At 73.4% G+C, this 19,575-nt stretch carries 17 protein-coding genes and 1 pseudogene; 9 read left to right on the forward strand and 9 right to left on the reverse strand.

Annotated features, from left to right (window positions below; all coding sequences use genetic code 11):
* The first annotated feature begins 61 nt into the window (after window positions 1–61).
* The 4 genes and pseudogenes from ACZ4XX_RS11815 to ACZ4XX_RS11830 form a co-directional block, all read left to right on the forward strand.
* Window positions 62–784, forward strand: coding sequence for a TetR/AcrR family transcriptional regulator (locus ACZ4XX_RS11815; RefSeq protein ID WP_468507764.1), 723 nt, complete (start codon window positions 62–64; stop codon window positions 782–784).
* A gap of 34 nt (window positions 785–818) precedes the next feature.
* Window positions 819–1,127, forward strand: coding sequence for a hypothetical protein (locus ACZ4XX_RS11820; protein ID WP_468507765.1), 309 nt, complete (start codon window positions 819–821; stop codon window positions 1,125–1,127).
* Window positions 1,128–1,201: 74 nt separating this feature from the next.
* A complete protein-coding gene (locus ACZ4XX_RS11825) occupies window positions 1,202–2,704 on the forward strand; it encodes a C40 family peptidase (RefSeq protein WP_468507766.1) in 1,503 nt (500 codons plus the stop codon).
* A gap of 108 nt (window positions 2,705–2,812) precedes the next feature.
* A pseudogene (locus ACZ4XX_RS11830) lies at window positions 2,813–3,718 on the forward strand (MFS transporter); the annotation flags it as partial.
* Between the two features lie 281 nt (window positions 3,719–3,999).
* Here ACZ4XX_RS11830 and ACZ4XX_RS11835 read toward each other — a convergent pair.
* The 6 genes from ACZ4XX_RS11835 to ACZ4XX_RS11860 form a co-directional block, all read right to left on the reverse strand.
* A complete protein-coding gene (locus ACZ4XX_RS11835) occupies window positions 4,000–4,530 on the reverse strand; it encodes a DUF6584 family protein (RefSeq protein WP_468507767.1) in 531 nt (176 codons plus the stop codon).
* Between the two features lie 119 nt (window positions 4,531–4,649).
* Complete coding sequence (locus tag ACZ4XX_RS11840; RefSeq protein WP_468507768.1) at window positions 4,650–5,885, reverse strand: styrene monooxygenase/indole monooxygenase family protein; 1,236 nt, start codon at window positions 5,883–5,885, stop codon at window positions 4,650–4,652.
* Between the two features lie 38 nt (window positions 5,886–5,923).
* Window positions 5,924–6,658, reverse strand: coding sequence for a GTP-binding protein (locus ACZ4XX_RS11845; protein ID WP_468507769.1), 735 nt, complete (start codon window positions 6,656–6,658; stop codon window positions 5,924–5,926).
* Window positions 6,639–7,061 carry a DUF742 domain-containing protein gene (locus ACZ4XX_RS11850; RefSeq protein ID WP_468507770.1) on the reverse strand — a complete coding sequence of 141 codons (423 nt, stop codon included), beginning with the start codon at window positions 7,059–7,061 and terminating at the stop codon, window positions 6,639–6,641. The genes ACZ4XX_RS11845 and ACZ4XX_RS11850 overlap by 20 nt, the downstream gene beginning before the upstream one ends.
* Window positions 7,058–7,549, reverse strand: coding sequence for a roadblock/LC7 domain-containing protein (locus ACZ4XX_RS11855; protein ID WP_468507771.1), 492 nt, complete (start codon window positions 7,547–7,549; stop codon window positions 7,058–7,060). Before ACZ4XX_RS11855 ends, ACZ4XX_RS11850 begins: the two co-directional genes overlap by 4 nt.
* Entirely contained in the window at window positions 7,546–10,626 is a 3,081-nt protein-coding gene (locus ACZ4XX_RS11860) for a sensor histidine kinase (RefSeq protein ID WP_468507772.1), read from the reverse strand. The genes ACZ4XX_RS11855 and ACZ4XX_RS11860 overlap by 4 nt, the downstream gene beginning before the upstream one ends.
* 372 nt (window positions 10,627–10,998) lie before the next feature.
* On the opposite strand from ACZ4XX_RS11860, the gene ACZ4XX_RS11865 reads away from it, so the two are divergent.
* On the forward strand, window positions 10,999–11,790 hold the full coding sequence (locus ACZ4XX_RS11865) for a hypothetical protein (protein ID WP_468507773.1): 792 nt from the start codon (window positions 10,999–11,001) through the stop codon (window positions 11,788–11,790).
* A 210-nt stretch (window positions 11,791–12,000) separates the two neighbouring features.
* Here ACZ4XX_RS11865 and ACZ4XX_RS11870 read toward each other — a convergent pair whose 3' ends face one another.
* Window positions 12,001–12,510, reverse strand: coding sequence for a MarR family winged helix-turn-helix transcriptional regulator (locus tag ACZ4XX_RS11870; RefSeq protein ID WP_468507774.1), 510 nt, complete (start codon window positions 12,508–12,510; stop codon window positions 12,001–12,003).
* A gap of 263 nt (window positions 12,511–12,773) precedes the next feature.
* Here ACZ4XX_RS11870 and ACZ4XX_RS11875 point away from each other — a divergent pair, with 263 nt between their 5' ends.
* Together ACZ4XX_RS11875 and ACZ4XX_RS11880 are read left to right on the forward strand one after the other, a co-directional pair.
* On the forward strand, window positions 12,774–13,604 hold the full coding sequence (locus ACZ4XX_RS11875) for a lysozyme (RefSeq protein WP_468507775.1): 831 nt from the start codon (window positions 12,774–12,776) through the stop codon (window positions 13,602–13,604).
* Window positions 13,605–13,795: 191 nt separating this feature from the next.
* Window positions 13,796–14,680 (forward strand): lytic polysaccharide monooxygenase auxiliary activity family 9 protein, encoded by an 885-nt coding sequence (locus ACZ4XX_RS11880; protein WP_468507776.1) that lies wholly within the window; start codon window positions 13,796–13,798, stop codon window positions 14,678–14,680.
* Window positions 14,681–14,791: 111 nt separating this feature from the next.
* Here the strand turns inward: ACZ4XX_RS11880 and ACZ4XX_RS11885 are convergent, their stop codons facing one another.
* Together ACZ4XX_RS11885 and lon are read right to left on the reverse strand one after the other, a co-directional pair.
* Window positions 14,792–15,403, reverse strand: coding sequence for a DUF4240 domain-containing protein (locus ACZ4XX_RS11885; protein WP_468507777.1), 612 nt, complete (start codon window positions 15,401–15,403; stop codon window positions 14,792–14,794).
* A gap of 211 nt (window positions 15,404–15,614) precedes the next feature.
* The gene (gene lon / locus ACZ4XX_RS11890; RefSeq protein WP_468507778.1) at window positions 15,615–18,044 is read right to left on the reverse strand and encodes an endopeptidase La; all 2,430 of its coding nucleotides are present in this window, start codon (window positions 18,042–18,044) and stop codon (window positions 15,615–15,617) included.
* Between the two features lie 130 nt (window positions 18,045–18,174).
* Here lon and ACZ4XX_RS11895 point away from each other — a divergent pair, with 130 nt between their 5' ends.
* Together ACZ4XX_RS11895 and ACZ4XX_RS11900 are read left to right on the forward strand one after the other, a co-directional pair.
* Complete coding sequence (locus ACZ4XX_RS11895; protein WP_468507779.1) at window positions 18,175–18,870, forward strand: GNAT family N-acetyltransferase; 696 nt, start codon at window positions 18,175–18,177, stop codon at window positions 18,868–18,870.
* An 83-nt stretch (window positions 18,871–18,953) separates the two neighbouring features.
* On the forward strand, window positions 18,954–19,538 hold the full coding sequence (locus ACZ4XX_RS11900; protein ID WP_468507780.1) for a hypothetical protein: 585 nt from the start codon (window positions 18,954–18,956) through the stop codon (window positions 19,536–19,538).
* Window positions 19,539–19,575 lie beyond the last annotated feature (37 nt).

Raw genomic sequence — 19,575 nt, forward strand, 5'->3', positions numbered from 1 at the left:
GAGCCCGTCGGGGCAGGCCACGGCGGCGATGACGCGGGGGCGTCCCGCTACGCTGCGGAGCATGACTGCCGCCGCCACCCCCGCGTACCGCAGGCTCAGCGTCGAGGCGCGCCGCGGCCAACTCCTCGAAGCCGCCCAGGGCCTCTTCGCCCACAGCGCGCCCGAGGACGTCTCCCTCGACGACGTCGCCGAGGCGGCCGGCGTCTCCCGGCCCCTCGTCTACCGCTACTTCCCCGGCGGCAAGCAGCAGCTCTACGAGGCCGCCCTCCGTTCCTCCGCGGACGCCCTGAACCACTGCTTCACCGAGCCCCCGGTCGGGCCCCCCACCGAGCGGCTCGGCCGGGTGCTCGACCGCTATCTGACCTTCGTCGACGAGCACGACGCCGGTTTCAGCGCCCTCCTGCGCGGCGGCAGCGTCGCCGAGACCTCCCGTACCACCGCGATCGTCGACGAGGTCCGCCGCGCCGCCGCCGAGCAGATCCTCGTCCACCTCGGCGTGCACCGGCCCGGCCCCCGCCTCAACATGCTGGTCCGTACGTGGATCGCCGCCGTGGAGGCCGCCTCCCTCATCTGGCTCGACGAGGACAAGCGGCCCCCGGCCCGGGAGCTGCGGGAGTGGCTCGTGGACCATCTCATCGCCCTCCTCGCCGCGAGCACGGCCAGTGACGGGGAGACCGCGCGCGTCGTCGGGCGCCTCCTCGCCGAGGAGACGCCCGAGGGACCCGTGGCCCGGCTGGCCCGCCGGGTGATCCCGGTGGTCGGCGAGGCCGCCCACCTGCTCTGAGCCGGAATCGGAGGCCGGAGGGGACACTGGAGGGGTGAGAAGCCAGAACACCTCCTTCCGTGGCGGTCCCCTCGACGGCCGGGTCCTGCCGATCCTGCTCGGCCCGACCGGCCACCCGCCGAAGTGGTACGAGATCCCGGTCCCGGCCCACGACGGGAACCCCCCGACCCTCCACACGTACCGCCGTGAACCCGCGGGCTACACGAAGCGGCTGGGCCTCCAGCGCGGCTGGATCTACGCGTACGCCCCCGAGGGCCGCGAGCGTCGCGAGCTGAAGTGGCCGTGGTCGAAGCCGGGCACCGGCACGACCCCTCCCCGGGACGGCGCTGAGCCGAACGGGTGAGGCCGCCGGACTCGCCCCTTTCCGTACGGTAATCACATGAAGTGACGCGTCATCATCCCCGTGGAGGTGGTGACGTGTCGCGAAGACTGCTGCGTACGGTCTGCACGGGGGCCCTGGCCGCCACGACCGCCCTCGCGGGCGTCCTCCCGGCGGGCGCCGCCGCTCCGGAGCCACCCGCCGATCCCCCGGCGGAGGCGCCGATCGCCTGGGCGGATCCGGCTGCGGAACCGGTGGGACCGGTCGACCCGGACGCGTCCACGGCACCCACGGCCTCCCCGGCGGAGACGATCGAGACCGCGACGATCCCAGCGACCCCGACGACGCCGGCGGCGGCGACTCCCGAGAGTCAGGACCCGGCCGATCCGGCCGAGCCTGCCAATCCCGCCGATCCGTCCGATCCGTCCGGTCTCCCGGATCCCACCGCCCCCGACGCCTCGGTCGACCCCGTCGCCCCCACTGGTCCCGCCGACCCCACCGCCCCGGCCGACCCGAGCGCATCCGCCCCTCCCACCCCACCCCCCGCCACCGACGACGCCGCCGCCCTCCCTCCCCCCGGCGGCGACTCGGTCTCCGCCCTGCTCACCCGCATGCGGACGCTCTACCGGCAGGCCGAGGAGGCGACCGAGCGGTTCAACGCCGCCGAGGAGGCACTGAAACTCCAGACCGCCGACACCGCGAAGGTCACCGCCCGGCTCACCGCCGCCCGTACCGCGCTGGCACAGGGACGCGCCGCGGCCGGGCGGATCGCCCGGGACCAGTACCGGGGCGGGTCCGAGTTCTCCTCGTACGTGCGGCTGCTGTTCGCGCCGGATCCCCAGTCGGCGCTCGACCAGGGGCATCTGATGGCGCGGGCCTCCCGGGACCGGGCGTCGGCCGTGCCGCGGCTCGAGAAGGCCGAGCGGCAGGCCGGCAGCCTGGCGAGCGCCTCCCGCAAGGCGCTCGACCGGCAGCAGACCCTCGCCGCCGCGCAGCGCACCCGGCGCGACGAGGTGCGGGCCCGGCTGACGGAGGTCGAGAAGCTGCTCGCCGGACTCTCTCCCGAGCAGCTGGCCCGGATCACCGAGCTGGAGCGTGTCCAGACGGCGGGTGCGCAGCGCGAGCTGCTCGACTCGGGCGTCCTGGCGGGTCGGCGCACCCCGTCGGGGGCGGGTGCGGAGGCGCTGCGGTTCGCGGTGGGCCAGATCGGCAAACCGTACGAGTGGGGGGCGGAGGGTCCGGGGACGTACGACTGCTCGGGGCTCACCCAGCAGGCGTGGGCGGCGGCGGGCCTGGAGGTGCCGAGGACGAGCCAGGAACAGTGGGCGACGCTGCCCCGGGTGCCCCTGGCGGAGCTCCGCCCCGGGGACCTGGTGGTGTACTTCCCCGGCGCGACCCATGTGGCGGTCTATCTCGGCGAGGGCCTGGTGGTGCAGGCGCCGCGGCCCGGCGGGAAGGTGAAGGTCTCCCCGATCGCGGCGAACCCGCTGCTGGGTGCGGTGCGCCCGGATCCGGACGGGCAGGCCCTGGCCGCGTACACCCCGCCGGCGCTGCCGGCGGGGGCGAGGGACGGCGGGGACGAGGGGTACGACCGGGGCTGAGTGCCGACTCCCGCCCAGAGCAACGCCCTTACTCCTGCACGTAATATGCAACAAGCTATCCGGGTCCTTACTCGCCGCACCTTGCCCGAACGGACGCGGAGCCCCGTCATGCCCGGACTGCTGCCCTCCACCGGCCCCCGACGCACCCTCGCCGTCTCCAACTTCGTGAACACCGTCGGCAGCGGGCTCTTCCTGACCGCCGGGGTCCTGTACTTCACCCAGGCCGTGCACCTGTCGGCCGCCTCGGTGGGACTGGGGCTCGGCATCGCCGGGACCCTCTCCCTCGCCGTGGGGATCGGGGTCGGTCATCTCGCGGACCGCTGCGGGGCGCGGGGCGTGTACGTGGCCACGCTGGCCGTCCAGGCGGTGGCGACCGGGGCCTTCGTGGGCGCGGACAGTTTCTGGCCGTTCGTACTCGCGGTCTCGACGGCCACCGGGGCGAAGGCCGCCGGGCTGGCCGCGCGCGCACCGCTCGTGAGGCACTACGGAGGGGAGCGGCCTCAGGAGTTCCGGGCCTATCTGCGGGCCGTGACCAACGTGGGCATCTCCCTGGGCGCGCTGCTCGCGGGCTGGGCGGTCCAGGTGGGCACGCTCGGCGCGTACCAACTGCTGGTACTGGGCAATGCGCTGGCGTTCGGGGCCTCCGCCGCCGTGCTGCTCCTGCTGCCGCCGGTGGCGCCCGCGCCCGTCGCCCGGGGGCCGCGGTGGATCGCGCTGCGGGACCGGCCGTACCTCGCCCTGACCGCGCTCGACGGGGTGATGGCGATGCAGTTCAAGGTGCTGACCGTGGCGATCCCGCTGTGGCTTGTGGGGTCCACCGACGCGCCGCACTGGCTCGTCTCGGGCACGATGCTCGCCAACACCGTGATCGTCGTGGGACTCCAGGTGCGGGCGAGCCGGGGCATCGACTCGCCGCGCGCGGGCGGCCACGCCTGCCGTCGCGCCGGAGCGGCGTTCCTCGTCTCCTGCGCGCTGGTCCCGCTCTCGGCGGGCGCGCCGGCGGCGGTGGCGGTCGGCCTGCTCCTGGCGGCCGTCGTGGTCCACACGATCGGCGAGCTGTGGCACTCCGCCGGCGGTTTCGAGGTGTCGTACGCCCTCGCCCCGCCCCGCGCGACCGGCCAGTACCTGGGTGTCTTCGGCCTCGGCGCGGGCCTCTCCGAGGCGGTGGGCCCCGGCCTGCTCATCGCGCTGTGCATCGGCTGGGGCCGCCCCGGCTGGTACGTCGTCGGCACGCTCTTCGCCCTGACCGGTCTGCTGACGCCGTGGGCGGTCCGCCGGGCCGAGGCCGCCGGGCGCTACGAGAAGAGGGAGACGAGCCCGTACACCCAGATGCCCACCATGACGACGGCTCCCGCGGTGGCGCCGGTGCACGCGATCACGCCGTCGAGCGTCCACCCTCCCGGCTCGGGCGCGTTCGCCTCGTCGGGATCGCCGACATAGGACTCCGGATCGTCGTCCCAGGTGACGGACCGCCCGAGCTGCTCGGCGCAGGCGGTGCGCACCGCCACGAGCTGCTCCTCGGCGAAGCGCGTCGCCGCCTGCGCCTCGGGTCCGCGCCAGGCGAGGGCCTTCATCCGCCATCCGGGAGTCCCGTAGCGCTTCTCGAAGGCGGCGGTCTCCTCCGCGTTCCGGTCCTCTTCGAGGTACATCCAGCGCCCCACCTCGGCCGCGTCCCCGTACAGCCGGTACACCTCGGCAAGCCGGCGCCGCAGCGTCAGGTCGTACGGAAACGACGAGACGAGCCCGCGCAGCCGCTGGCGCGCCATGGGGACCCGCCCGGCGTCGAGGTCGGCGTCCACACGGGCCAGGGTGTTCGACTGAGACATGGACACATGATCGAGCACGGGGCGGGACGAATCGATCCGTTTTCCGACCGACGACCGACGGCCGGCTCCCCCGGGCCTGGAGCCCCGGGTGCCGGCCGCCGAAGAAGACCGTCCGCGGGTCAGCCGCCCGCGACCTCCGCCAGGTACGCGGACGTCTTCTCCGGGTCGAAGAAGAAGTTCTCGAAGTCCGACGGGTCGTTGAAGCCGTTCGCGAAGCGGTCGGCGACCGGCTGGAGTCCGCCCGCTGCGCCCAGGAGGTTCAGGACGTGCTCCGGCGGGGGCGCCAGCATCGCGTTCGTCCACTTGGTGACGTGCTGGGCCGTCTGCCAGTAGCGGTCGAAGGCCGACTGCATCCACTCCTCGTCGAAGGGCTCGTCGCCCTGCTCGACGATCGCCGCCAGGTACGCGGCCGCGCACTTCGACGCCGAGTTCGAGCCCTGGCCGGTGATCGGGTCGTTGGCCACGACCACGTCGGCCACGCCGAGGACCAGGCCGCCGCCGGGGAGCCGGCCGATCGGGTTGCGGACCGTCGGCGCGTACCGGCCGGCGAGGGTGCCGCCCGCGTCGGTCAGTTCGACCTTGGTGGCCCGCGCGTACTCCCAGGGCGTGAACTTCTCCATCAGTTCCAGGGTCAGCGACAGGTGCTCCGCCGGGTCCTTGATGCCCTTGAAGGCGTCGAGCGGGCCGCCGGGGACGCCCTCCCAGAACAGGATGTCCGCGCGGCCGCCCGTCGTCAGCGTCGGCATGACGAACAGCTCGCCCACGCCCGGGACCACGTTGCACCGCACCGCGTCGAAGTCCGGGTGCTCCGGGCGCGGGCCGAGGCCGTGGACGTACGCGACGGCCAGCGCGCGCTGCGGCTCGCTGTACGGCGAACGGGCCGCGTCCCGGCCGAACATCGAGACCAGCTCGCCCTTGCCCGCCGCGACGAGCACCAGGTCGTAGCTGCGCGAGAAGTAGTCCAGGTCGCTGACGGCCGCGCCGTGTATCACCAGCTGGCCGCCGCGCTGGGCGAAGGTCTCCATCCAGCCGGCCATCTTCACCCGCTGGTCGACGGACTGCGCGTACCCGTCGAGCCTGCCGACCCAGTCGATCGCCCGGGTGGAATCGGGCGCGGCGACCGAGACGCCGAGGCCCTCGATGCGCGGCGCCTGGGACTCCCAGAAGTTGAGGCCGAGGTCCCGCTCGTGCTGGAGCGCGGTGTGGAACATGCACTGGGTGGACATGACCCGGCCGGACCGGATCTCGTCCGCCGTCCGGTTCGACATGAGGGTGACCTCGTACCCCGACGACTGGAGTCCGAGGGCGAGCTGCAGACCGGACTGGCCGGCGCCGACTATGAGTATCTTCCGCATGGGTGGTGCTCCTGGCGTGACGGGGAGAGCTGAGCGGTCTATTCGGGGGTGTGTGCGAGCGCGTGCGCGACCATCGCGAGCAGGCTCTCGACGACGCTGTACCGCTTGCGCGCGTCCATGATCACCACGGGGACGTCGGCGGGCACGGTCAACGCCTCCCTGACGTCGTCCGCCTCGAACAGCTCGGTGCCCTCGAAGTGGTTGACGGCCACGATGTACGGCAGCCCGCAGCTCTCGAAGTAGTCGAGGGCCGGGAAGCAGTCCGTGAGCCGCCGCGTGTCGGCCAGCACGATCGCGCCGATCGCGCCGCGCACCAGGTCGTCCCACATGAACCAGAAGCGCTGCTGTCCCGGCGTGCCGAAGACGTACAGCACCAGGTCGTTGTCGAGGGTGATCCGGCCGAAGTCCATCGCCACCGTGGTGGTGAGCTTGTCCGGCGTGGCGGTGAGGTCGTCGGTCCCCTCGCTCGCCCGGGTCATCAGCGCCTCGGTCTGGAGCGGGGTGATCTCCGAGACGGCACGCACGAACGTGGTCTTGCCGACGCCGAAGCCGCCCGCGACGACGATCTTCGTCGCGATCGGGGCGCGGGTGTGGTCGAGCTGCCAGTCCTGCGCGCCGTCCTCGGCGTCCGGCTCGGCGGTGGCCGACGCGGTCGTATCTCGCCGGAACAGGTCGGCCTCGGGGGCCTGGGGCTGCGCGGGAATGCCCGACACCGTCGGTGATCCGGTGTCGGCATCGGAGACGGCGGAGGCGTCAGAGACGACGGAGTCCACTCAGCACCCTTTCGAGGAGCGCGCGGTCGGGCTGGCCGGTGCCGTGACCGGTCCCGTACACACGGATCTTTCCCTGGTCGGCCAGGTCGCTGAGAAGCACCCGGACGACCCCCAACGGCATCTTCAGCAGCGCCGAGATCTCCGCGACCGTCCGCATCCGGCGGCAGATCTCGACGATGGCCCGCATCTCCGGCATCAGACCGCGGGCGCCCGGCCCGCCGTCCGTCAGGAGCTTGCGCACGGCGGGCGCTTCGAGCGCCGCCACGAAGGTCTCGACGAGCAGGACATGGCCGAAGCGGGTGCGCCCGCCGGTCAGCGAGTACGGGCGGACGCGCGCGGGGCGGCGCCCGTCTCCTCGTATGGGCAGCCGGTGGGCGTGAAACCCCGAAGACACTGACGTCACTGGGTGCTCTCCATCGATTTGCGCAGTTCACTGCGGACTTCGGGGGTGAGTACGTGACCGGCGCGGCCGACGAAGAGCGCCATGTGGTAGGCCACCACGCTCATGTCGCAGTCGGGCGTGGCGTGCACGCCGAGCAGCGAACCGTCGCTGATCGACATGACGAAGACGCTGCCCTCCTGCATCGCCACCATGGTCTGCTTGACCCCGCCGCCGTCCATGAGGCGTGCGGCACCGATGGTCAGGCTGCCGATGCCGGAGACGATGGTGGCCAGGTCGGCGCTGGAGCCGCGCGGTCCGTCGGGACGGCCGGCTTCGGCGGCGACCGTCGTGCTCTGCTGGGCGGCCGGGTCGGACGAGAGCAGCATCAGGCCGTCGGAGGAGACGACGGCGACCGAGTGGACCCCGGGCACCTCCTCGACCAGATTCCCCAGCAGCCATTGCAGGTTGCGGGCTTCCGTGCTCAGTCCGAACGTTCCCGTCGCAGTCAACTGCGTGCCTCCTCGACTGTGTCCCCCGTCATCTCCTCTGTACGTGCAGTCTTTACGTCATCTATCCGCCCCGTCTCCATCTCCGCCTCCACGTCGCGGCGCCCGGCCTTGGCGCCCTGGTGGAAGCCGCCGAGGCGGCGGCGCAGGGCCTCCGCGTCCACGCCGCCCGGACGGGGCGTCGTGGTGGCGGGGCCGGCGGGGCGGACCACCTGCGGGGTGCGCTTGGGCAGCCCCTTGTCGGTGACGCGCTCCGAGTGCGGGGTACGCGGCCCGGGAACCGGCTGGTCGGTGACCGGCTCGGGGGCGGCGGGAGTCTGCGGAGCCGGGGGCTCCTCGTGGCGGGCGGGAGCGGTGACGTCCGCGGCGCGCTCATGGGCGTCCGGCTCCGGCGGCGGGTCGGGCAGCCGGACCTGGAGCGTGGTCTCGGAGATGCTCTCGCCGAGGGGCGCGGAGTCGTCGTGGGCGACGGACTCGTGCGGAGCGATGGGCTCGTGGTGCGTGAGCGCGGGCTCGCCGTGGGCCTCGGGCTCGTCGTGGCGGGGCCCGGGCTCGTACGAGGATGCCTGCGGCTCCGGCTCGTACGAGGGCTCCTGCGGCTCCGGCTCGTACGACGGGGCCTGCGCCTCAGGCTCGTACGACGGTGCCTGCGTCTCAGGCTCGTCCGCCGGTTCCCGCTCCGGATCCTGGTCCTGGTCCCGCTGCTCCCTCGCCGCCGTCACCTCGGCCTCCAGGAACGCCCGCTCCGCCGCCTCGACCAGGGGGTCGCGGTTCCGGGAGGGCAGCGTGTTGGAGTTGGCCTCCGCGGCCGAGCCGGGCAGGTGGAGCGTGGGTGCCGCGCCCGCCACCCGTACGGGCTCCGTCACGGTGGTCGGCAGGGCGGTGGGGAGCAGGGGCTGCGGCAGGACCACGACGGCCGCCGTGCCGCCCGGCTGCTGTTCGCGCAGCTCGACGCGGACGCCGTGGCGGGCGGCGAGCAGGGCGATGACCCGCATGCCGAGGCCCTCGCCGTCGAAGGCGGCGGGGTCGGCCTCGGCCAGGCGTGCGTTGAGCTCGGCGAGGCGGGAGGCGGTCATGCCGATGCCCGCGTCCTGCACGGAGAGCATCACCTCGCCGGACTCCAGGAGCCAGCCGGAGAGCTGGACCTCGGCGTCGGGCGGCGAGAAGGAGGTGGCGTTCTCCAGGAGTTCGGCGATGAGGTGGCTCAGGTCGTCCGCGGCGAAGCCGGCGACCTGGGCGTGCGGCGGCAGGGACTGGATGGTGACCCGCTCGTACCGCTCGATCTCGCTGACGGCGGCGCGCAGCACGTCGACCAGCGGGACGGGCCCGGCGTGGCCGTGGACGTGCTCGTGCCCGGCGAGGACGAGGAGGTTCTCGCTGTGGCGGCGCATGACGGTCGCCATGTGGTCGAGCTTGAAGAGGGTCGCGAGGCGGTCCGGGTCCTGCTCGCGCTCCTCCAGCTTCTCGATGACGCCGAGCTGGCGCTCGACGAGCCCGAGGCTGCGCAGCGAGAGGTTGACGAAGGTGTGGTGGACGGTGCTCCTGAACCGTTCGAGGTCGGCGGTGAGGAGCGCGACCTGTCCCTGGAGCTCGGCGCGCTGGGCGGCGAGCTCGGCGCCGAGGGCCTCCTTGGCGGCGACCAGGTCGGTCCGGTCGTCGGTGAGCCGCTCGGTGTGGACGGCGAGGCCGGCGAGCTTGCCGTGCAGGGTGTTGAGGGAGCGGACGACCTGCGCGAACTCGTCGTTGCGGCCGGTGAAGCGGATCAGTTCCTCGGCGCCGGGCTCGGGGGCGGCGGCGAGCCGGGCGGCGCCGAGCCGGAGGACGGCGAGCGGCCGGGTGAGGGTGCGGGCGACGTACGTGGAGATGCCGATCGCGACGATCAGACAGCCGCCGAGGAAGGCGATGCGCAGTTCGAGGGCGGTGACGTCGTCGTCCCGGAGGGCGACGAAGTGCTCGACCCGTTCGGCGGCGAGACGGGACTCGACGCCGCGCATCTGCTCGATGCGGGAGGACAGCGCGGCCTCCAGGCCGGCCGGGTCGGTCTCGCGCTCGGTCTCCGTCAGCCGGGGCTGGTCGGTGAGGGAGGCGAGGGAGCGCTCGGCGCTCTTGACGTCGGGGCCGGCGACGGTCGTGGCGATCGCGTCGCGGGCGGCGGAGCCCGCGGCCTGGTCGAAGTCGCCGAGGGCGGCGAGCTCACGGACCCGGGCCTGCTGGGCGGCGGCGGTGAGGGTGTCGCGGGCGCGGTCGGCCTCGGCGGCGCCCTCGGGGACGTCGGGGACGTAGGTGCCGGTCTCGGCGTCGTAGTGGACCTCGCCGGTGGGCTCGGGCTGCGACACGGAGAGCGCGGCGAGGAGCAGGCCGCGGGTGGCGGAGGCCTGTTCGACGGCGCGGCCGAGGGCGGCGGGGGCGCGGGTGGCCTCGGTGAGCGCGGTGTCGGAGGCACGGGCCGGGGTCTTGTCGGCCAGCTCGTCGGCGAGGGCCTGGAGCTTGGTGATGACCTCCGAGTACGCCCGGTGGGCCTCCAGGGCCGTTCCCTTGCCGGTGAGGGCGGAGCGGCGGACGGAGGTGACGCCGGCGAGGTCGCGGCGGAGCTCGGCCGAGGCGGCGGGGCGGATCTCGTCGATCTGGCGGTCGACCCGGGTGGAGCGGGTGCTGGTGATCTGGCGCCGGTGCTTGGCGTCGCCGGTCTGGGCGTCGCGGCCGGCGGCGATGTAGGCGACGACCTCGTCGCGCTCGTCGGCGAGCGAGTGGGCCAGGGTGACGGCCTGCCGGTCGAGTTCGGCGAGGGTGACCAGGCGCTGGGAGTCGTTGAGCTCGGTGGAGGCGGCGAGGATCGCGGGTGCTCCGGCGACGATGACCGTGATGCCGACGAGGGCGACGCCGGCGACGAGCCGGTTGCGGACGCGCTTGGGGCGGCCGGTGGGGGCACTGCCCTTGGGGGCGCTGCCGGCGGTGACGCCACCGGTGGGGACGCTGCCGGTGGGCGCTGCGGCGCCGTCCGGGTTCGGCACCGCACCGGGGGTCTGGCTCCGCGTGCCGTTCTTGCTCCGAGGCCGCTTCATCTGCACCGGTGCTCGCATTCTTGATTCGTCCGCCCACAAAGCAGAGATGACGGCCGGTCACATGGAGCGCCCCCACCCCTGGCATGGCTTCCGACCATTCCAGCGCTTCTGGGAAGGGGGCGCGCATCGGCCGCTCCGCCACCCGAACGAGTGAACAACACTCATGAGTTGGCGAACAACTTCTCCGGGCGGGCCGGGGAGGGCCCGAAGGGTCCTCGGTTGGATCTTCCGCGCGGGCTTTGGCAGGATGCCCGCCCGCAGCTCCCCGGAGCCCGGCACTCCGGCTCTCCGGGGACCCCGGCCGGGTTGGTACAGGCCATTTCCGCACGTTTGCAGGTCCGGTGAAGACGTACACCGGGAACACGGGCCGCTCCGGGCACACTGGTCCTCATGCGCAGCGACGTCGCCACCCTCCCCGGCAGTCCCGAACGCCCCAACGAGGACTGGGTGGCCGCCGCCCTGCCCGCCTCCGGAGGCGGGGGAACCGTCGTCCTTCTCGACGGCGTCACGCCACCGGCGGGTGATGACGGTTGTGTGCACACGGTGCCGTGGTTCACCGCACGGCTCGGCGGTTCTTTGACCGAACTGTCCGCTTCCCGCCGGGACATGTCCCTGCCCGGGATCCTGGAGCTCGCAATCCGGCGCACCGCGGACGCCCATCGGGACACCTGTGACCTTTCTCACGTCCGTACGCCCCAGGCGACGGTCGTGCTCGTCCGCTGGGACGAGACCTCGGTCGAACACCTCGTCCTCTCCGACTCCGTGCTCCTCCTGGAGGCACCGGACGGGGCCGTACGGGCCGTGCTGGACGACCGGCTCGACCACGTTCCCGACGAGATCCTGCGGTCGCTCGCGGCGACGGACCGGCTGCGGAACCGGGAGGGCGGCTTCTTCACGGCGGCGGCCGACCCGGCGGTCGCCGGGCGGGCGGTGGCGGGGACGAGCCCGCGCGCCGAGGTGCGGGCCCTGGCGGCGCTCACGGACGGGGCGAGCCGCTGGGTGGAGCTGTTCGGCGAGGGCGACTGGGCGGACTGCTTCGGCGTCCTGCGCAAGGAGGGCACGCTCGGGCTGCTGCACCGCGTGCGCGCCCTGGAGGCGGCGGACGCGTCGGCCGGCGGGACGCGCCGCTGGAAACTGCACGACGACGCGACGGCGGCCCTGGTGGAGCTGGGGGCCGACTGAGGGACGGTGGTACGGGTGGGACGTGGGGGCAGGCCGGGCGGCGGCGGTACGGGGGAGGCACGCCCCCCGTGAGCCACGGCGGTACGGGGGGGGGGAGCCACGGACCCCGTGAGCCACGGCGGTACGGGGGGGAGCCACGGACCCCGTGAGCCTCGGCGGTACGGGGGGGAGCCACGGACCCCGTGAGCCTCGGCGGCCCGGCAGGGCCGGTCAGCCCTCGGCTCTGATGTTGAAGTGGTTCAGGAGGCGGCCGAGTTCGGCGACTTCGGCGCGGTCCCAGTCGGCGAGCTTGCGGACGTACCGCTCGCGCCGCGCGTCCCTGACGTGCCGGAAGCGGTCCCGGCCCTCCTCGGTGAGCCGGACGAGGGAGGCGCGTCCGTCGGCGGGGTCGGGGTCGCGGGCGACGAGCCCGAGGACTTCGAGGGCACGGAGCTGACGGCTCATGGTCGCCTTGCCGACCCCGAAGTACCCGGCGAGTTCGGTGGCCCGCTGGGGGCCGGCGTCATCGAGCCGCACGAACAGGCCGTAGGCGGCGGGCTCCAGTTCGGGGTGGACCTCGCGGGCCATCTCGCCGGACTGGGCACGGGCGCGGCGCAGGAAGACCGCGAGTTCGCGTTCGAGCGCGAGGAACACCGGGTCGACCCCGCCGGACGGGGCGTGGGGTTCGCCGCCGACGGTCGGCGGGACCCCGCCTTCACTTCCCGTACCGCTTCCGTGCACGTCAGCACCTCTCACACGTTCTCCGGCGATCCGCCGACGGCTTTCCGGCCGCTGAAAGTTTCTTTCGGCCGAGGCCATCGCCGCAGCTCTTCCAGTATTTCGCAGGCGTAGACCAACGGCGGTATCCGGGACCCCTTCCATGGGCCGGGTCTACGTGCGTAGCGTCGTCCACGACGCTCGCTGTCATGTCCACACCATGGCTGTCGGCGGGTGTCCAGGACCGTCGACATCGCTCCCCCCACCGATCCTTTCGGAGGCACGCAATGCGTGTGCACAGATCCGGAACGACCCTCGCCGGCGCCGCGCTCGCGGCCCTGACCCTCCTCGTCCCCCTCGCCGCGTCCGCCGGGGCCGCCCCGGACCCGGGCTCCGGCCCGACACCCCCGCGCGGCTCCGCCAGCATGGGCATGGGCGTCCTCGCGCACGACGGGCGCGGCAGCGCTCCCGGCGGCGTCTCCGCCCAGGCCGTCCAGACCGAAGGCGTGGACGTCTCCAGCCACCAGGGCAACGTCGCCTGGTCCACCCTGTGGACCAGCGGCGTCAAGTGGGCCTACGTCAAGGCGACGGAGGGCACCTACTACAAGAACACCTACTTCAACCAGCAGTACACCGGCTCTTACAACGTCGGCATGATCCGGGGCACGTACCACTTCGCGACCCCCGACACGACGACGGGCGCGGCCCAGGCCGACTACTTCGTCAACAACGGCGGCGGCTGGTCGAAGGACGGCAGGACCCTGCCGGGCGTGCTCGACATCGAGTGGAACCCGTACGGCGCGACCTGCTACGGCAAGACCCAGGCCGGGATGGTGGCCTGGATCCGCGACTTCGTGAACCGGTACAAGGCCAGGACCGGCCGGGACGCCGTCATCTACACGGCGACCAGCTGGTGGACGCAGTGCACCGGCAACTCCTCCGCCTTCGCCGCGACCAACCCGCTGTGGATCGCGCGGTACGCCGCGTCGGTGGGCGAACTCCCGGCCGGCTGGCAGTACTACACGATGTGGCAGTACACCTCCTCCGGCCCGACGGTCGGCGACCACAACCACTTCAACGGCGACCTCTCGCGGGTGCAGGCGCTCGCCAACGGCTGACGGTCCCCGCACGTACGGCGGCCTCCGGGTGTGCGGCACCCCGGGGGCCGTTCCGGCTTTTCCGGCCTCCCCCCTTGCCTATTGGTATGGACCAATGCGAGGCTCTACGGCGATCGCCCGGGATTCAACTTCCGTGTGCTCAGCGCGCGTTGCTCGTCCGTCCTCCCCCACGCACGAGAGAGAGCCCCCGCATGCAGTCCAACCGCCGCACCGCCGCCGGTGTCGCCGCCCTGTCCGCCGCCGCAGCACTCGTCACCCTCACCCCCACCACCGCCAGCGCCCACGGAGCCGTCTTCAACCCCGTGAGCCGCGTCGCCGCCTGTTACGCGGAGGGCCCCGAGACCCCCAAGTCGCAGGTGTGCAAGGACCTCGTCGCCGACTCCGGCACCCAGCCGCTCTACGACTGGAACGAGGTCAACATCGCCAACGCCGCCGGGCAGCACCAGGCCCTCATCCCGGACGGCAAGCTCTGCTCGGCGAACCGCGAGAAGTACCGGGCGCTCGACTGGGCGCGCACCGACTGGCCGGCGACGGCGGTCGCGGCGGGCAGCTTCGACTTCAAGGTCCGGGTGACGGCCGCCCACTCCGGGACCATGACCGTCTACATCACCAAGCAGGGCTTCGACCCCACGCAGCCGCTGAAGTGGTCGGACCTGGACGCGACCCCCGTCGCCGTCCACAACACCAGCCGCACGGCCACCGACGGCTACTACAACTTCACGGGCAACCTCCCCGCCCGCACCGGCCGCCACATCGTCTACAAGGTGTGGCAGCGCAACGACAGCCCCGAGGCCTTCTACAGCTGCTCGGACGTCACCTTCGGCGGTGCGGCCGCCCAGCCGACCGCGGCGAAGGCCCAGGCTCCGAGCGAGGCGAAGATCGCGGCGGGCGCGTCGCTCTCCACCGTGAGCCACGCGGGCCACGGCGGCGACGAGCAGGCCCCGGCCCTCTCCGCCGAGACGGCCGAGACCCCCACCTCGCCGCTGCCCATGGCCCTCGCGGGCGCGGGCGCCCTCGCCGTCTTCGGCGCGGGCAGCCTGCTCCTGGGCCGCCGCCGGAACTCCTCGGCCTCCTAGGCCCTGTCGTCGAACCCCCGCCCGGCCCGACTCCGGGCGACGACGGGAGTTCGACGACAGGCCTGGGAGCCGTCCCGGACCGTCCGGCTCCAGGGACTCGTCCCGAGGGACCTAGGGGCCGGACGTACCGAGGGGGAAGAGGGCGGTGAGCCGGGGGATCGCCACCCCCTCCGGGCGAGACCTCCGGGCCTCGCCGCCCTCTTCCCACTCCCCCTCGATGTCACCCGGAAGCTCGTCCGCGAGCTCATCGGCCCGTTCGTCCACGGCGTCGTGGAACTCCTCGCCGCAGTCGTCCTCCTGACCGGTCAGCTCGTCGTACGCGTCCTGCGCGACGTAGTCCAGCCACTCCCACTCCGGCCACTCGTCGTCGTCCCACTCGCCGCGGTGCCGGCCCACCAGGGCCCGGATCTCCGGTACGTCGGCCAGCGCGTCCGGGTCGGCGACGACCGAGTCGTACACCTTCCGCCCCTGCCCGACCAGCCAGAGGGTGAAGTAGTCGAAGCCGTCGTCGGTGCATGCTCCGCTCTCGATCCGGTTCGCCGCCCGCCACAACGCGTGCGTGCCCGCGACAGCGCAGGCGTCCTCGAGGCGCACCTGGAACTCCACGCTCTCGGCGGCCGGGCGCCGGAGCAGCTCCGCGCGCAGCCACTCCGACCGCTCATCCAGGTCTCCGGTGTGGCGGCTCAACTCGTCGATGAGAGCCCAGAAGGCGTCTTCGTTCATGCGTACGAGCATGACACCCCCGGCTGACATCCAGGTCACGATTTACCTGTGGGTGGACGCACGCGTCACCTGCGCGAACGCGCGGGGCACGACGGAGCGGGGTGCCCGTCGAGGACACCCCGCTCCGTCTCACCGTCGTACGGACGTCGTACGCGCCCCGCACGCGCCCCGCACGGGCTCCGTGCGGGCTCCGTGCGGGCCCGTGCGGGAGTTACGCCGCCGCCACTCCCACCGGCACCGCCGCCGGCGCCAGGGCGATCTCCAGGACCTGGCGGACGTCCGTCACCGGGTGGACCTCCAGCTTCTCCAGGACCTCGGCCGGGACGTCGTCCAGGTCGGCCTCGTTCCGCTTGGGGATCACGACCGTGGTGATGCCCGCCCGGTGCGCGGCGAGGAGCTTCTGCTTCACGCCGCCGATCGGGAGGACCCGGCCGGTGAGGGAGACCTCGCCGGTCATGGCCACGTCCGTACGGACGAGCCGTCCGCTGAGCAGGGAGGCGAGGGCGGTCGTCATGGTGACGCCCGCGCTCGGGCCGTCCTTGGGGACCGCGCCCGCCGGGAAGTGGATGTGCACGCCGCGGTCCTTCAGTCCGGTGACGGGCAGTTCCAGTTCCGCGCCGTGCGAGCGGAGGAAGGAGAGCGCGATCTGCGCCGACTCCTTCATCACGTCGCCCAGCTGACCGGTGAGGGTCAGCCCGGCGGCGCCGGTCTCCGGATCGGCCAGGGACGCCTCGACGAAGAGGACGTCACCGCCCGCGCCGGTCACGGCGAGCCCGGTGGCGACACCCGGCACGGCGGTCCGGCGCTCCGCCGGGTCCTGGGCCGACTCGGGCACGTGGTGCGGTCGCCCGATGAGCTCGCGCAGGTCGTCGGGACCGACGTTGAACGGCAGTTCCCGGTCGCCCAGTTCGTGCTGGGCAGCGATCTTGCGGAGCAGCCGGGAGATCGCCCGCTCCAGGGTGCGTACGCCCGCCTCGCGGGTGTACTCGCCGGCCAGCCTGCGCAGGCTCGCGTCTTCCAGGACGACCTCGCCGGGCTCGAGGCCCGCGCGCTCCAGCTGTCGGGGCAGCAGGTGGTCGCGGGCGATGACGACCTTCTCGTCCTCGGTGTAGCCGTCGAGCCTGACCAGCTCCATGCGGTCGAGCAGGGCCTCCGGGATGGCTTCGAGGACGTTGGCCGTGGCCAGGAAGACGACGTCCGAGAGGTCGAGTTCGACCTCCAGGTAGTGGTCGCGGAAGGTGTGGTTCTGCGCCGGGTCGAGCACTTCGAGGAGGGCCGCCGCGGGATCGCCGCGGAAGTCGGAGCCGACCTTGTCGATCTCGTCGAGCAGGATCACCGGGTTCATGGACCCGGCCTCCTTGACGGCCCGCACGATCCGGCCCGGCAGGGCGCCGACGTAGGTCCTGCGGTGACCGCGGATCTCCGCCTCGTCACGGACGCCGCCGAGGGCGACCCGGACGAACTCGCGGCCCATCGCGTGCGCGACCGACTCGCCGAGCGAGGTCTTGCCGACGCCGGGCGGGCCGACGAGGGCGAGTACGGCACCGCCGCGGCGGCCGCCGACCACGCCGAGGCCGCGCTCGGCACGGCGCTTGCGCACCGCGAGGTACTCGGTGATCCGCTCCTTCACGTCGTCCAGGCCCGCGTGCTCGGCGTCGAGGACGGCGCGGGCGCCGCGGATGTCGTACGCGGCCGCGCCGTCATCGGATCGCACGTTCCACGGGAGTTCCAGGACGGTGTCCAGCCAGGTGCGGATCCAGGAGCCCTCGGGGGACTGGTCGCTGGACCGCTCCAGCTTCTCGACCTCCTTGAGGGCGGCCTCGCGGACCTTCTCGGGCAGGTCGGCGGCCTCCACGCGGGCGCGGTAGTCGTCGGACTCGTCTCCGGCGTCCTCGGACTCGCCGTTGAGGTCGCGGAGCTCCTTGCGGACGGCTTCGAGCTGGCGGCGGAGCAGGAACTCGCGCTGCTGCTTGTCGACACCCTCCTGGACGTCCTTCGCGATGGTCTCGGCGACGTCCTGCTCGGCGAGGTGCTCGCGGAGCTGGGCGGTGGCGAGCTTGAGGCGGGCGACCGGGTCGGCGGTCTCCAGGAGCGCGACCTTCTGCTCGACGGTGAGGAAGGGCGAGTATCCGGAGTTGTCGGCGAGGGCGCCGACGCCGTCGATCTGCTGGACGCGGTCGACGACCTGCCAGGCACCGCGCTTCTTGAGCCAGCTGGTGGCGAGCGCCTTGTACTCCTTGATCAGGTCGGTGACCTGACCGGGCAGCGGTTCGGGCAGGGCCTCCTCGACGGTGCTGCCCTCGACCCAGAGGGCGGCGCCGGGTCCGGTCGTACCGGCGCCGATGCGCACGCGGCCGAGGCCGCGGATCAGGGCGCCGGGGTCGCCGTCGGACAGTCGTCCGACCTGCTCGACGGTGCCCAGCACGCCGGTTCCGGCGTAGGTCCCGTCGACGCGGGGCACGAGCAGCACCCGCGGCTTGCCGGCGCCGGGCCGCGCGGCGGCCTGGGCGGCCTCCACCGCGGCGCGTACGTCGTTGTCGGACAGGTCGAGCGGCACCACCATTCCCGGCAGCACGACCTCGTCGTCAAGCGGCAGCACGGGCAGAGTGAGCGGCACGGACGGCTTGGAGTCGGAAGCCATGATCTCCCCTTCGGCAGTCAAGTTGAGCTATGCCGACTCAATGCATGTGAGCCCATGAATGTTCCCGGACGTCCGTTCGCTCTGAGCGATCACCCTCGCACGGCCCACTTACGACCGATGTAATGCCTGGATGGATATAGCAGCTCTTACATCGGCCTGGGTGACGGGCTGGACCGTCTCGCGGGGCACCCCGGCAGCCGTCGACGAGCCCTGGGGCCACCGGATCGACGTGGGGCTGCCCCGGCACGTCGTACGGCATGTGCTGCCCGCCCCCGACGCGGCCACGGTCGGCGCACTCTGCGCCCGGCTCACCGCCCCGTACAGCTGGCTCAAGATCATGGCGGGGCCCGCGGACGCGCGCGCGTGGATCACGGAGGGATGGACGGTCCCCGACGACCCGGGCTTCATGATGGTCAAGCCGCTGGACCCCGGCGCCCGGCCCGCACCGCCCGAGGGATACGCGCGGACCACCGAGGTCCGGGACGGTGTCATCCGGGTCCGCGTCCTGGCGCCCGACGGCACCCTCGCCGCCCGCGGCCAGATCGCCCCGACCGGTTCCACGGCCGTCGCCGACCAGATCGAGACGGACCCCGCGCACCGGCGGCGCGGTCTCGGCGCCAACGTCATGCGCACCCTGGAGGCGGCCGCCGCCCAGGCCGGCGCCGAGACCGGGGTGCTCGCCGCGACCACGGACGGCCTCGCGCTGTACGACTCCCTCGACTGGCGCTACCGGGGGCCGCTGACCGGCATCGTCCGGGACGGCGGCGGGGCCGGGGGCGACGGCAGGACCGGGGGCGACGCGGTGACGGGGACGGGGAGCGGCTGACGGGGCGGGGAACGGCCGACGGTCCGGGGCCGGACCTGACCATCCGGCTGCGCGCGGCGCCCGTCACCCGGCATGCTCGGTCCATGGTGAGAGGCGTACGCGGCACGTGGTGCGGGACCCTGCTTCTGGTCGGGGTCCTGGTCGGCGGTACGAGCGGCTGCGGGCCGGAGACACCGCCCGCCCCGGGCGGGCCGCCGTCGAGGACGAGCGGACCGGCCGAGCCGGGCGCCACGGCGACGACCACGACACCCCCGGACGCCACGACCGCCCCCGGCACCTCGTCGCCGCCCGCGACCCCGGGGACCTCCCCGGGGGACCCCCACCCGGCCGAGGTCCTCGTCGAGGTCGTCGTCAACGGCGGCCTCGCCGGTGTCCGCAACACGCTCGTCGTCCACTACGACGGCTCCTGGACCAGCCGCTCCGGCACCAAGGCGCCCCGCACCGGCCGGCAGACCCCCGCCGAGGCCGCCGAGCTCCGGGCCGCCCTGGAGGACCCCGCGTACGCCCGGGTCCCGGAGCGGCCTACGGGCGGCCCGGTCTTCGACGGCTTCCAGTACTACGTGACGTACCGCCACCGTCTCGTCGTCTCGGGCGACGGCGAGCGCCCGGCGGCGCTCCAGCGGGTCTTCGCCGCCCTCCCGGAGGGCGGCCCGCCGACGAACCCCTGAGCCCGCACCGGCACCCGCCTGGAGAACCGAACCGGGG

The sequence above is a fragment of the Streptomyces sp. NPDC029956 genome, assembly GCF_055574655.1.